Origin of the sequence: Rhodococcus sp. BP-261 (assembly GCF_019835205.1) — a bacterium.
Taxonomy (GTDB): domain Bacteria; phylum Actinomycetota; class Actinomycetes; order Mycobacteriales; family Mycobacteriaceae; genus Rhodococcoides; species Rhodococcoides kyotonensis_B.
Genome location: NZ_JABUCO010000002.1, coordinates 94,791 through 107,291 on the forward strand (window position 1 = coordinate 94,791; position 12,501 = coordinate 107,291).

Annotated in this window: 12 protein-coding genes; 8 read left to right on the top strand and 4 right to left on the bottom strand. The window is 66.7% G+C overall.

The window, feature by feature from the left end:
* Positions 1-42: 42 nt before the first annotated feature.
* From fabG1 to HQ354_RS02860, 3 genes are all read left to right on the top strand, one after another.
* Positions 43-765: a 3-oxoacyl-ACP reductase FabG1 gene (fabG1, locus tag HQ354_RS02850; protein ID WP_068424205.1), complete on the top strand. Its 723-nt coding sequence runs from the start codon at positions 43-45 to the stop codon at positions 763-765.
* A 63-nt stretch (positions 766-828) separates the two neighbouring features.
* Complete coding sequence (inhA, locus tag HQ354_RS02855; protein ID WP_068424203.1) at positions 829-1,653, top strand: NADH-dependent enoyl-ACP reductase InhA; 825 nt, start codon at positions 829-831, stop codon at positions 1,651-1,653.
* A gap of 100 nt (positions 1,654-1,753) precedes the next feature.
* On the top strand, positions 1,754-2,833 hold the full coding sequence (locus HQ354_RS02860; protein ID WP_222634123.1) for a ferrochelatase: 1,080 nt from the start codon (positions 1,754-1,756) through the stop codon (positions 2,831-2,833).
* Between the two features lie 27 nt (positions 2,834-2,860).
* Here the strand turns inward: HQ354_RS02860 and HQ354_RS02865 are convergent, their stop codons facing one another.
* Positions 2,861-3,685 carry a hypothetical protein gene (locus HQ354_RS02865; RefSeq protein WP_068424201.1) on the bottom strand — a complete coding sequence of 275 codons (825 nt, stop codon included), beginning with the start codon at positions 3,683-3,685 and terminating at the stop codon, positions 2,861-2,863.
* Between the two features lie 72 nt (positions 3,686-3,757).
* Between HQ354_RS02865 and HQ354_RS02870 the strand changes: the two genes are divergently transcribed.
* The 3 genes from HQ354_RS02870 to HQ354_RS02880 all read left to right on the top strand — a co-directional run bounded on the left by HQ354_RS02870 (position 3,758) and on the right by HQ354_RS02880 (position 6,291).
* Complete coding sequence (locus HQ354_RS02870; protein ID WP_068425910.1) at positions 3,758-4,567, top strand: DUF3097 domain-containing protein; 810 nt, start codon at positions 3,758-3,760, stop codon at positions 4,565-4,567.
* A 76-nt stretch (positions 4,568-4,643) separates the two neighbouring features.
* Complete coding sequence (locus tag HQ354_RS02875; protein WP_167676712.1) at positions 4,644-5,075, top strand: NfeD family protein; 432 nt, start codon at positions 4,644-4,646, stop codon at positions 5,073-5,075.
* A gap of 4 nt (positions 5,076-5,079) precedes the next feature.
* Positions 5,080-6,291 carry an SPFH domain-containing protein gene (locus HQ354_RS02880; RefSeq protein ID WP_068424199.1) on the top strand — a complete coding sequence of 404 codons (1,212 nt, stop codon included), beginning with the start codon at positions 5,080-5,082 and terminating at the stop codon, positions 6,289-6,291.
* Positions 6,292-6,313: 22 nt separating this feature from the next.
* On the opposite strand, the gene HQ354_RS02885 is transcribed toward HQ354_RS02880, so the two are convergent.
* The 3 genes from HQ354_RS02885 to HQ354_RS02895 are packed head-to-tail and all read right to left on the bottom strand — an operon-like array spanning position 6,314 to position 8,196.
* Entirely contained in the window at positions 6,314-6,832 is a 519-nt protein-coding gene (locus HQ354_RS02885) for a hypothetical protein (protein WP_068424197.1), read from the bottom strand.
* Positions 6,829-7,449, bottom strand: a complete 621-nt coding sequence (locus HQ354_RS02890; protein ID WP_222634124.1) for a SatD family protein — start codon at positions 7,447-7,449, stop codon at positions 6,829-6,831. Before HQ354_RS02890 ends, HQ354_RS02885 begins: the two co-directional genes overlap by 4 nt.
* Positions 7,450-7,509: 60 nt before the next feature.
* Positions 7,510-8,196, bottom strand: a complete 687-nt coding sequence (locus HQ354_RS02895) for a TVP38/TMEM64 family protein (RefSeq protein WP_068425905.1) — start codon at positions 8,194-8,196, stop codon at positions 7,510-7,512.
* A gap of 156 nt (positions 8,197-8,352) precedes the next feature.
* Here HQ354_RS02895 and mutA point away from each other — a divergent pair, with 156 nt between their 5' ends.
* Complete coding sequence (gene mutA, locus HQ354_RS02900) at positions 8,353-10,212, top strand: methylmalonyl-CoA mutase small subunit (protein ID WP_222634125.1); 1,860 nt, start codon at positions 8,353-8,355, stop codon at positions 10,210-10,212.
* A 4-nt stretch (positions 10,213-10,216) separates the two neighbouring features.
* Positions 10,217-12,499: a methylmalonyl-CoA mutase gene (scpA, locus tag HQ354_RS02905; RefSeq protein ID WP_222634126.1), complete on the top strand. Its 2,283-nt coding sequence runs from the start codon at positions 10,217-10,219 to the stop codon at positions 12,497-12,499.
* Positions 12,500-12,501: the final 2 nt, after the last annotated feature.

Consider the following 12,501-nt stretch of genomic DNA (forward strand, 5'->3'; position numbering starts at 1 on the left):
GCTCTGCTTTGTCATTTCCGCACGAACAGATAGGTTGCAGACATGTCAACACCCGACTTCACTGCTCGATCCGTACTCGTCACCGGAGGTAACCGGGGCATCGGCCTCGCCATCGCACAACGGCTCGCCGCCGACGGTCACAAGGTCGCCGTCACGCACCGCGGATCCGGAGCGCCCGAGGGTCTTCTCGGCGTGAAGTGCGACGTCACCGATTCCGAGTCGGTCGACGCTGCGTTCAAGGAGGTCGAGGAGAAGCAGGGCCCCGTCGAGGTGCTCGTGGCCAACGCTGGAATCACCGACGACACGCTGCTGATGCGCATGACCGAGGAGCAGTTCGAGCGGGTGCTCGACGCGAACCTGACGGGTGCGTTCCGAGTTGCCAAGCGTGCCAACCGCGCGATGCTGCGTGCGCGCTGGGGCCGCATGGTGTTCCTGAGTTCCGTCGTCGCGCTCGGCGGTGGCCCGGGCCAGATCAACTACGCGGCGTCCAAGGCCGGTGTCATCGGCATGGCTCGTTCCATCACGCGTGAACTCGGCTCGCGCTCGATCACGGCGAACGTCGTCTCGCCGGGATTCATCGAGACCGACATGACCGCCGATCTGCCCGACGATTTGCGCGGCAAGGCAAAGGAATTCATTCCGCTGCAGCGTCTCGGCCAGCCCGAGGACGTGGCGGCCGTCGTCAGCTTCCTCGCGGGCCCCGACTCGGCGTACGTGTCCGGTGCGGTCATCCCCGTCGACGGCGGCATGGGCATGGGCCACTGAGCCCTCGTCGGTCATCCGGCTTTTCATTTCTCGATTCGTTTCCGATTTCGACAAGGAAGACACATGGGCGGACTGCTCGAAGGTAAGACAATTCTCGTCACCGGCATCATCACCGATGCCTCGATCGCGTTCCACGCTGCCGCCATGGCGCAGAACCAGGGCGCCAAGGTCATCATCACCGGGTTCGATCGACTGCGTCTGATCGACCGCATCGCACAGCGACTGCCGCAACCCGTTCCGCCGGCCATCGAGCTCGATGCGACCAACGAGGAACACCTTGCGGCGCTTGCCGATCGCGTCCGGGAGGTCGCACCCGAGGGCCTCGACGGCGTTCTGCACTCCATCGCGTTCGCTCCGCGCACGCTGATGGGTCCGGACGCCAAGCCGTTCCTCGACGGCCCAGGCCCCGACGCCGCCAAGGCATTCGAGATCTCGGCGTGGAGCTACGCGTCGTTGGCTCGCGCTGCACTGCCCGTCATGAACGAGGGCGGTTCGATCGTCGGCATGAACTTCGATCCGCGCACCGCGATGCCGTACTACAACTGGATGGGCGTCGCGAAGGCCGCTCTCGAGTCGGTCAACCGCTACGTCGCTCGCGAGGTCGGCGAGGCGAAGAAGATCCGCTCGAATCTCGTTGCGGCAGGCCCTATTCGCACGCTCGCCGCGAAAGCCATCGCAGGCACCGCGACCGGTGATGCGAAGAAGATGAACCAGCTCAACGAGTACTGGGATGCCGCTTCGCCCATCGGCTGGAACTACGACGACCCGACGGTCGTCGCCAAGTCGGTCGTCGCGCTGCTGTCCGATTGGCTCCCCGGCACTACCGGTTCCATCGTCTACGTCGACGGCGGTGCCAGCCACAACACCTACCTGCCGGAAGGCATGTAGGACTCGTCGACTACCGGAAATGCGCGCTGCGGCGCGCATTTCCCGTATTCGGGGTCGGTGCGTGTCCGGTCACACGAGGGCCAGGCGCACAATGGAGCACATGACGACGACGTCCCCCGGCTACGACGCTCTTCTCGTTCTCTCGTTCGGCGGCCCCGAGGAGCCTGCTCACGTCCGACCGTTTCTGGAGAACGTCACGCGTGGGCGCGGAGTGCCCCCCGAGCGCCTCGACGCGGTCGTCGAGCACTACATGCATTTCGGTGGAGTTTCTCCCATCAATGCTCTGAACCGCGACATCATCGCGGCGATCGAGACCGAGTTGGCCGCGGCCGGGATCGAATTGCCGATCTACTTCGGCAATCGGAACTGGCATCCGATGGTGGAGGACACCGTCGCGCAGATGGCATCCGACGGCGTCGAGCGTGCACTCGTCTTCCCGACGTCGGCGTGGGGCGGTTACTCGGGCTGCAGGCAGTATCACGAGGACGTCGCGCGCGCCCGTGACGCCGCGGGTGACGGCGCCCCGGACCTGGTGAAGATTCGGCAGTACTACGACCATCCGGCGATGATCGCAGCGTTCGCCGATGCCATTTCCGCGGCGCGGGAATCCCTTCCCGACGAGCACAGGCAGACCGCCCGGGTCGTGTTCACCGCGCACTCCATTCCGAGCGCCGCCGACGCGAACGCAGGCCCGCCGGAAGACGGTGGCCATCTGTACAGCAGGCAGGTCGCCGAGGCGTCGCGACTCGTGGCGGCCGCGTCGGGCATCGACGACTTCGATCTCGTGTGGCAGTCCCGCTCGGGTCCACCGCAGGTGCCGTGGCTCGAACCGGACATCTGCGATCATCTGGAATCGTTGTCGCGTGACGGGGTCGACGCCGTCGTCGTCTGCCCGATCGGGTTCGTCTCCGACCACCTCGAAGTGGTGTGGGATCTCGACACCGAGGCGAAGGACAAAGCGCGCGAGCTGAACATGGCGTTCGCGCGGGCGGCGACGCCGGGTACCGATGCACGGTTCGCGCAGATGGTCGTCGAGCTGGTCCGCGAGCACATCGCAGGTGCCGACGAACGTGGCCGGGGCACGGTTCCGCGCTACGGATCGACGCTCAACGGGTCTCGCTGCGCGTTCCGGTGCTGCGAACAACCGGCACGTCCCACTCGTGCGGGGGCTGCGACCTGAGGGCAGCGGCGACACCGCCCGCAGGCGTCAGCGTCGGGGAACGCTCGACGCGATACTCGCGGAGATCGCGCCGAGTCGTGCGGAGCGAACCGCGTTCCACAGCGGTCTGATCAGGTCCTCGCGCGCAGCCGCCGAGTGCGCGGTGGGTTCCTCGGTGGGCGACGAATGGCGAGCCACCGACAGGATCGCTGCGACACGGTCGGCGGATTCGAGAACGCGCAGCGCGCGTTCGGGCGTCTCGTCGGGGTAGCGGTGCCGAGAGAGTTCGGCGAGTTCGGCCGCGATGCGGGCACGCGGGTCACCGAGCTCGGATCGCGTGGGCAGTGACTGCATCGTCCCGAGCGCATCAGCTGCGCCGCGAACGGCCTCACGCATGGCGTATTCGGCTTCACCCAACGTGAAATCGGTGCCTGCGTGCAGTGGGACATCGATGACGAACACCGTCCAACGCAGGACGTCAGGGCCCTCGACCGTGGGGACGATGCCGAGACCGCGGGCTCCGGGATCGCCGACGACGACTGCCTGCTCCGCTCCGATGGCGCTGCGCGCGAACGGCGTTCCCGGCGGCAGATGGGTGGTCGTGGCCCCGGGCCCCGGCAGCAACAGCTCGATGCCGGGTTCGGTGCGCTCGGCGGGTAGGTGACGTCGAATCACGGTGAGCAGTCCCGCGACGCCGTCGGCGCGCGGACTGGGCCACGACAAGCCGGTGGCGTCGGCGGACGGGCCGTCGCCTGCAACGAGCAGATGCATCGGCGCCCATTCGGTCAGGGCGTCGATCACGTCGTCGGGCGCGCCGATTCCGGCCAGCCACGAACTGGCCCACACGGCGAGGCTTGCACTGGGAGAACTCACGACTCACGAGCATAGGACGGCGTGGCGACAGGCGCACAAAGGTGGCCTTCGATACCGTGATCCGCCGTGGACATGTACGGCGGAGACATTCTTGCGGGGCACAGCCGGATGCGAAAGGTGCCCGCACCTCGCGTGCCGGCCGAGCGCGGACTGGTCGTGGAGGACGCAGCCAGCGGGTTCTGCGGCGCGGTCGTCGGGTTCGAGCGCACCTACGACGGCGATTTCGTCCGACTGGAAGATGCGGCACGCACGACGCGGTTGTTCGCGCTCCGCGAGGCGGCGTTCATGATCGACGGCAAACGCGTCACGCTCGAGCGCGCGGTGGCACCGAAGAAGCAGGAATCGACGCGATCGGCGTCCGGTTCGACGAAGGTGGAGAATCTGCGGGCTCGTACCGCGCGTGCCAGCCGAATCTGGGTCGAGGGAGTGCACGACGCGGCCCTCGTGGAACGTGTGTGGGGCCACGATCTTCGGGTCGAGGGTGTGGTCGTCGAACACTTGGAGGGACTCGACAATCTGGGGGAGCGGCTCGCCGACTTCCAGCCGGGGCCGGGTCGTCGTGTCGGTGTGCTGGTCGACCACCTCGTCGAGGGCTCGAAGGAGTCTCGGCTGACGACCTCGCTCGGGGAGCACGTTCTCGTCACCGGCCATCCGTACATCGACGTGTGGGAAGCGGTGCGCCCGAAGGCGGTCGGGATCGCCGCGTGGCCGAAGATCCCTCGCGGTGAGGACTGGAAGACCGGTATCTGCCGCGAACTCGGATGGGGGACACCCAAGGACGGTTGGCGACACGTGTACGGGTCGGTGTCGACGTTCCGCGATCTCGAGGCGCCGCTGATTGGCGCGGTGGAGCGTCTCGTCGATTTCGTCACCGAGGTCTGATCGGCGTTCGTTTCCGAACACCGCCGTACGCAGCGACGCTGCCGCCGGATGTCCGGTTTGTGGTTGTATGGTCGGTGTGGCGGCGATCATCTGGCTCATCGCAGGAGTGGTACTCGCGGCTGCCGAAGCACTGACGGGCGATTTCTTCCTGCTCATGCTCGCCGGTGGCGCACTGGCCACCGCCGGGGTTTCGGCCGTGACGGACTTTCCGGTGTGGGCCGACGCGCTCGTGTTCGGCGTCGTGTCGCTGGCCCTCGTTCTCGGCGTGAGGCCGATTCTGCTCCGCAAGTTCGCGAAGCCGCCGCTTCTGCCGACCAACGCTGCCGCGTTGACCGGCAAGAGTGCCCTTGTGCTGGAACAGGTTTCGGCGCACGAAGGACAGATCAAGCTCGCCGGCGAAGTGTGGACGGCTCGTCCGCTCGACGAGACCGAGGTGTATGCGCCGGGCACCACCGTGACCGTGATGGAAATAGACGGCGCTACCGCCGTCGTGTGGAGGGGACCGTAGCTTCATGGCAGCACTGATAGTTCTCGGCGTGATCGTTCTGCTCGTCGTCGTTCTGGTCGCGAAATCCGTTGCGCTCGTTCCGCAAGCGGACGCAGCGGTCATCGAGCGGCTCGGGCGCTATTCGAAGACGGTGTCCGGTCAGTTGACGTTCCTCGTACCGTTCGTCGATCGCATCAGGGCCAAGGTCGATCTGCGTGAGCGCGTCGTGTCGTTCCCTCCGCAGCCGGTCATCACGAAGGACAACCTGACGGTGTCGATCGACACCGTCGTGTACTTCCAGGTCACCAATCCCCAGGCTGCGGTCTACGAGATCAACAACTACATCGTGGGTGTCGAGCAGCTCACGACGACCACGTTGCGCAACGTCGTCGGTGGTATGACGCTGGAAGAGACGCTGACGTCGCGCGATTCGATCAACGGCCAGCTGCGCGGCGTGCTCGACGAAGCCACGGGTCGGTGGGGCCTGCGCGTCGCCCGCGTCGAACTGAAGAGCATCGATCCACCGCCGTCGATCCAGGAGTCGATGGAGAAGCAGATGAAGGCCGACCGAGAGAAGCGGGCGACCATTCTGACGGCCGAAGGCCACCGAGAGTCGGCCATCAAGACGGCCGAGGGCGACAAGCAGAGCCGCATCCTCGCAGCCGAAGGCGCCAAGCAGGCCGCCATTCTGACGGCCGAGGGTGAACGCCAGTCGCGCATCCTTCGCGCTCAGGGTGACCGTGCCGCGAAATACCTTCAGGCGCAGGGCCAGGCGAAGGCCATCGAGAAGGTGTTCGCCGCGATCAAGGCAGGCAAGCCGACTCCCGAGCTGCTCGCGTACCAGTACATGCAGACGCTTCCCCAGATGGCGCAGGGCGATGCGAACAAGGTCTGGATGATCCCCAGCGATTTCGGGGATGCGTTGAAGGGGTTCGCGAAGAATCTCGGCGCGCAGGGCGAGGACGGAGTCTTCCGTTTCGAGCCCAGTGCCGACGGCGGTGTCGCGCCCAAGCCGGAGGACGATTCGGCGGAGGTCGCCGACTGGTTCGAGGCCAAGACCGACCCGGCCGTGGCGGAAGCCGTCAAGGCAGCCGAGGCCGTCGCCCGGACACCGGTCGACACGTCTCTCGCGCCCGACCCGAGTCTGACGAAGGGTCTCGATCTGGGCGAATTGTCCGCCCGTCAGCCGGAGACCGGACCGCTCACGCCGTCGATGGATCCCGAACAGCAGCGGTGACGCCGACGTCGGGCCGCTGGTGTCACGTCACCAGCGCCTGACCGACGCCGCACACCGCTACGGCCCACATGACGCTCGTGAACGTGCCGATGATGAACTGCTCCGAGGCTGCCGACGCCTGAGCCCCGCGTAGCTCGGGATAGCGTGCAAGACCCTTGACCGCCAGCACGATGGCGATGCCCTCGGGCCATCCGGCCAGGATCGACGCCGCGACCGCGCTGCGTTCCAGGATTCCGATCGTGCGACCACCGTGCAGAGGCTGATCCGCGGCGTCGGGAGCCGGACCGTTCGTCCGACGTGCCAGTCGGAAGACCGCCGTGACGACGGGTGAGCCACCGGTCAGCGCTGCCGCGACGGTGAGCACGTACGTGGCGGCCAGCGCGAATCCTGTCGCCGGGTGTGTGTTCGCGCCGGTGACGGCCGCCGCTGCGAGCAGGATCGTCGCTGCGGCCGCCGGAAACCAGTGCGGGACGGGCCGACGCGGCGGTACGACGGCTGCAGCAGCCGCGGCTCCGAGCAGAACCAACGTCACGACCGTCATGTATCCCCCTGTGTTGTGTGACCCGGTGCCGTGTCCAATTCGGCGAGCAGACGTTCGGCCAAGACCCGTCCGCCCGCCTCGATGGTCCACCGGGCCACCGACAGTCGTTGCGACATGGCCTGCTTGCTGATCCCCAATACTTCGGCGGCGCTCTTCTGGGTATGACCGTCGGCCATCAGATCGACCGCGGCGTGACCCTGGTCGGTGCGGTCAATGACGAGCAGGGCAACCAGCGTGAGGGCCGTTTCGGCGTCTCGGCTGCGGCCTTCCGACGCGGCGTCGGCTGCGGTGATCGCGATCGACGCGGGCGCGTTCTTGGCCCGGGTAACGGCGTCGCGCGCCGCCTCGAACGCCGGGCCCCGACCTGCGCGCGTACTCTCCGGCAGCGGCTGTTCGACGGAACCGACGCCGATGCCCACGCTCCACCACCCCTGCCTGACCAACGACAGCGCGATGTCGACCACCGTGCGGGCGTCGGCTGCGACAGCTTGTACCTCGTCGCCCGCAGTTCGGTCGAACGGCCGGACCAGCCGGGAGTCCTGCATGCTGTCGAGCAGCCGACCGACGCGGTCGACGTCCCGGCGGCTACCGCGTTGGTCGACCGTCAATACGTACATTGCGACAAGGCTAGAGACTGGATTCCGCCAAGTCAATGCATTTAGCTTGACTGACGAGAATCAAGCATCCAAGCTTGACGGTGATGTATCGGCCGAACGCCTGTGCGACGTCACCGACAACCTCCAGTCGACGACGAGGCCCACCACGCCCACCGCGATGCACACGCCCGACAGCGCCAACAGCAGTGGATCGGTGTGGCCGCCCAACGCGTCCCCGAGTACGACGATGCCGATCGTGCCGGGTACGACGCCGACCGCCGTCGCGGCCGCGAACGGAAGCACTCGAATCGACGACACCCCACAGCAGTAGTTGACGACGGAGAACGGGACAGGGGCGATCAACCTGAGGGAGCCAACGGCCAACCAGCCGCGACGAATCAGGCTGTCGTCGATAGCCTTCACCGCCGGGTGGGTCAAACGCGTCGCGAACCATTCGCGGCCGACCGCGCGCACCAACAGCAGCGCCAGGACTGCGCTGACGGTGGTGGCGCCGACGGTGACGGTCAGTCCGATCGCCGGGCCGAACAGCACACCGGCGGACAGCGTGAACAGAGTTCGCGGAACCGGTGCGATGGTGACGATGGTGTGGACCGCGAAGAACACGACAGGGAACAGGGGGCCGATCGACTGCGCCCACGCGCGGACCTGCGCGATGGACGGGTGCGGCACGATCAGGGCCGCGGCGGTCAGAACGACGACGAGAACGACGAGTCCGATGAACCTCGGATCACGCAGTCGCTTCGCCACGTTCACCGAGACTACCGGCGCGAACGATGCTGTCGATCGCTGGAAAGGGCTACCGACGAGAACGTGAGGTGTTCCTCACGATAATGTCGGATCGATCGCGGTTAACATCAATGCCTACTGTCGATCGGCTCTCGCCGATCAATCGAGGAGCAGATCGTGCCCAGTGCTACACAGGAGGACGCTGCGCGCAGCGCGTACGAGGCGTGGCAGAAGGCCGTCGCGACGGTGCTGGCCAAGTCGCGTCGTGTCGACGTCGCCGACCTGCCTCCCGAGCCCGAGCGTCTGTTGGAGACCCACACCTACGACGGTGTGACGGTGTCGCCGTTGTACGGGCCGCAGGACGAACTCGTGGACCGTCCGTTGCCGGGCGTGTTCCCGTTCGTTCGCGGTCGTGACTCCGGTCGTGACGTCAACGCAGGCTGGAAGGTCAGCGCGCGGTACGGCATCGGACAGACCGATGCAGGGGCGGTGAACGAGTCGATCCTCGACGGTTTGAACAACGGCGTCAGTGCGCTGTGGCTGCGGCTCGGGGGAGCCGATCTGGCCGTCGAAGCGTTGCCGGTGGCCCTGAACGGCGTGCTGTGGGATCTGGCTCCGGTCGTCCTGGACGCGAAGGCGGGAACGAGCGACGCCGCCGACGTCGTCTTCGGGATCCTCGACGGAGTCACCGCCGAGGATCGAGGCGCCATCGACGTACGCCTGGGCGCGGCGTCGTTGACGTCGCGCTTCGCCGGGACCGAGTCCGTGGATCTGGACGAGACGGTACGACTGGCTTCTCGTGCGGCGCAGCGGGCGGAGACCGTGCGCGCGATCACGATCGACGGCACTGTCTTTCACAACGCCGGAGCGAGTGACGCCCAAGAGGTCGGGGCTGCGGTCGCGGCGGGTCTCGACTACCTTCGCGCGCTGACCGACGTGGGCATGTCGGTCGGAGATGCGTTGCGGCAGATCGAATTTCGCTTTGCAGCGACCGACGATCAGTTCCAGACGATCGCGAAGTTCCGTGCGGCGCGGTCGGTCTGGGCGCGCGTCGCGCAGGTGTGCGGCGCACCGGCCGACGGTGGCGCGCCGCAGCACGCGGTGACGTCGGAAGCGATGATGGCACAACGTGATCCGTGGGTGAACATGCTGCGTACGACGTTGGCCGCGTTCGGCGCGGGTGTCGGCGGTGCCGATGCGGTGACGGTCCTGCCCTTCGACGCCGCGATCGACGGTGGCGCCGCGGGTGTGTCGAAGACGTTCGCGGCCAGGATCGCCCGCAACACCCAGCTGTTGCTGCTCGAGGAATCGCATCTGGGCCGTGTCCTGGATCCGGGTGCCGGCTCGTGGTACATCGAGCAGCTGACCGACGACGTCGCAGCCAAGGCGTGGGAATTCACCCAGGCGATCGAGTCGAACGGTGGCTACGTGAGTGCGCTGGATTCGGGCTTCGTCTCGCGCGAGATCGACCGGGTCCGAGCGCTGCGCGATTCCGATATCGCGCACCGACGTACCCCGGTCACGGGCGTCAACGAGTTCCCGAACCTCGCCGAGGAGCCGTTGCCGCCGCAGTCGACCGACACGGGTGTCGCTCGGTACGGCGCGGCATTCGAGGCGCTGCGGGACCGATCCGATGCATACCTGAAGGCGCACGGTTCGCGGCCCGAGATACTGCTCGTTCCACTTGGGCCGATCGCCGAGCACAACGTGCGTACGACGTTCGCGGCGAATCTCCTTGCTTCGGGCGGCATTCATACCGAGAACCCGGGTCCGCTGACGGCCGACGCCGTCGCGGCCGCTGTCGCTGCGTCGGGAGCGACGACCGCGGTGTTGTGCGGTACCGACAAGCGTTACGCGGACGAAGCACGTGCTGCGGTGCTTGCGCTGCGGAAGGCGGGCATCGAGCGGGTCCTGCTCGCCGGCCCGGACAAGATCTTCGCCGATGTCACGGGGGACGAGCGTCCCGACGGCTTCCTGACCATGAAGGTCGACGCCGTCGCTGTCCTGTCCGACCTCCTCGACACGCTGGGAGCGTAGAGCCATGACCAGTCAGGATGAGCGCATCTCGCACACGATCGGCAGTTTCGCCGATGTGCCGCTGAAGGATCCGTCCGAGCCGGCACCGTCCGCGCCGACGCCGGACGAGGCATCGGCGCACATCGCCGCAGGCGCGCGAGCGAACAACTACACGGCCGAGCAGGTGGTCTGGTCGACTCCCGAGGGAATCGACGTCAAGCCCGTCTACACGAAGGCCGATCGCGACGAAGCCGAAGCGCAGGGGTATCCGGTCGACAGCTACCCGGGTGCACCGCCGTTCGTTCGCGGCCCGTACCCGACGATGTACGTCAATCAGCCGTGGACGATTCGTCAGTACGCAGGCTTCTCGACGGCGGCGGAATCGAATGCGTTCTACCGCCGCAACCTCGCCGCCGGACAGAAGGGTCTGTCGGTCGCGTTCGACCTCGCGACGCACCGCGGCTACGACTCCGATCACCCGCGCGTGCAGGGTGACGTCGGAATGGCCGGTGTTGCAATCGATTCCATCTACGACATGCGTCAGTTGTTCGACGGCATCGACCTGGGCAGCGTCTCGGTGTCGATGACGATGAACGGCGCTGTGCTGCCGATTCTCGCGCTGTACGTGGCGGCCGCCGAGGAGCAGGGTGTGCCCCCGGAGAAGCTGGCCGGGACCATCCAGAACGACATCCTCAAGGAGTTCATGGTCCGCAACACCTACATCTACCCGCCGAAGCCGTCGATGCGGATCATCTCCGACATCTTCGCCTACACCAGCGAGAAGATGCCGAAGTACAACTCGATCTCGATCTCCGGCTATCACATCCAAGAGGCCGGTGCGACAGCCGATCTGGAGCTCGCGTACACACTCGCCGACGGTGTGGAGTACATCCGCGCGGGACTGGATGCAGGCATGGACATCGACACGTTCGCGCCGCGTCTGTCGTTCTTCTGGGCGATCGGCATGAACTTCTTCATGGAGGTCGCCAAGCTGCGGGCCGGGCGTCTGTTGTGGTCGGAGCTGGTACAGAAGTTCGAGCCGAAGAGCGCGAAATCACGGTCGCTGCGGACACATTCGCAGACGTCCGGATGGTCGCTGACGGCGCAGGACGTGTTCAACAACGTCGCTCGTACGTGTGTCGAGGCGATGGCCGCGACGCAGGGACACACTCAGTCGCTGCACACCAACGCCCTCGACGAGGCTCTGGCGTTGCCGACGGACTTCTCCGCACGTATCGCGCGCAACACGCAGTTGTTGATCCAGCAGGAGTCGAACACCGTTCGGCCGATCGACCCGTGGGGCGGCTCGCACTACGTCGAGTGGCTGACCCACCAGCTCGCGAACCGGGCGCGCGCACACATCGCCGAGGTCGAGGCGGCCGGCGGTATGGCGCAGGCCATCAACGAGGGCATCCCGAAGCTGCGCATCGAGGAAGCCGCGGCCCGCACCCAGGCTCGCATCGACTCCGGCCGTCAGCCCCTGGTCGGCGTGAACAAGTACGTCCCGGACGAGCCGGACACCATCGAAGTGCTCAAGGTCGAGAACTCGAAGGTACGACGCGAGCAGATCGAAAAGCTCGAGCGTCTGCGCGGCGAGCGTGACACCGCGGCCGTCGAGGAAGCGCTGGCGAACCTGACCCGAGCTGCCGCGTCGAGCGAATCGGGGCTGGAGAACAACCTGCTGCACCTCGCGATCGATGCGGCGCGCAAGATGGCCACCGTCGGCGAGATCTCCGACGCGCTCGAGAAGGTCTACGGGCGTCATCAGGCGGAAATCCGGACAATCAGTGGTGTGTACCGCGACGAGGCAGGCAAATCCCAGAACATCGCCACGGCGACCGAACTGGCCAGGAAGTTCGCCGAGGACGAGGGCCGTCGTCCCCGCGTGCTGGTCTGCAAGATGGGCCAGGACGGGCACGACCGAGGTCAGAAGGTCATCGCGACGGCCTTCGCGGACATCGGCTTCGACGTCGATGTCGGCCCGTTGTTCCAGACACCCGAGGAGGTCGCACGTCAGGCGGCCGACAACGACGTTCACGTCGTCGGAGTGTCCTCGTTGGCCGCAGGCCATCTGACGCTGGTTCCCGCACTGCGGGACGCACTCGCGGCGGTGGATCGTCCCGACATCATGATCGTCGTCGGTGGCGTCATCCCGCCCGGGGATTTCGACGAGCTCTACGCCGCGGGCGCGTCGGCGATCTTCCCACCCGGAACGGTCATCGCCGACGCGGCGATCGGGCTGGTGCAGAAGCTCTCGGAGCAACTCGGACACGGCCCTGCCGCCGAATCCGGTGAGGCGTCCGCCTGAGC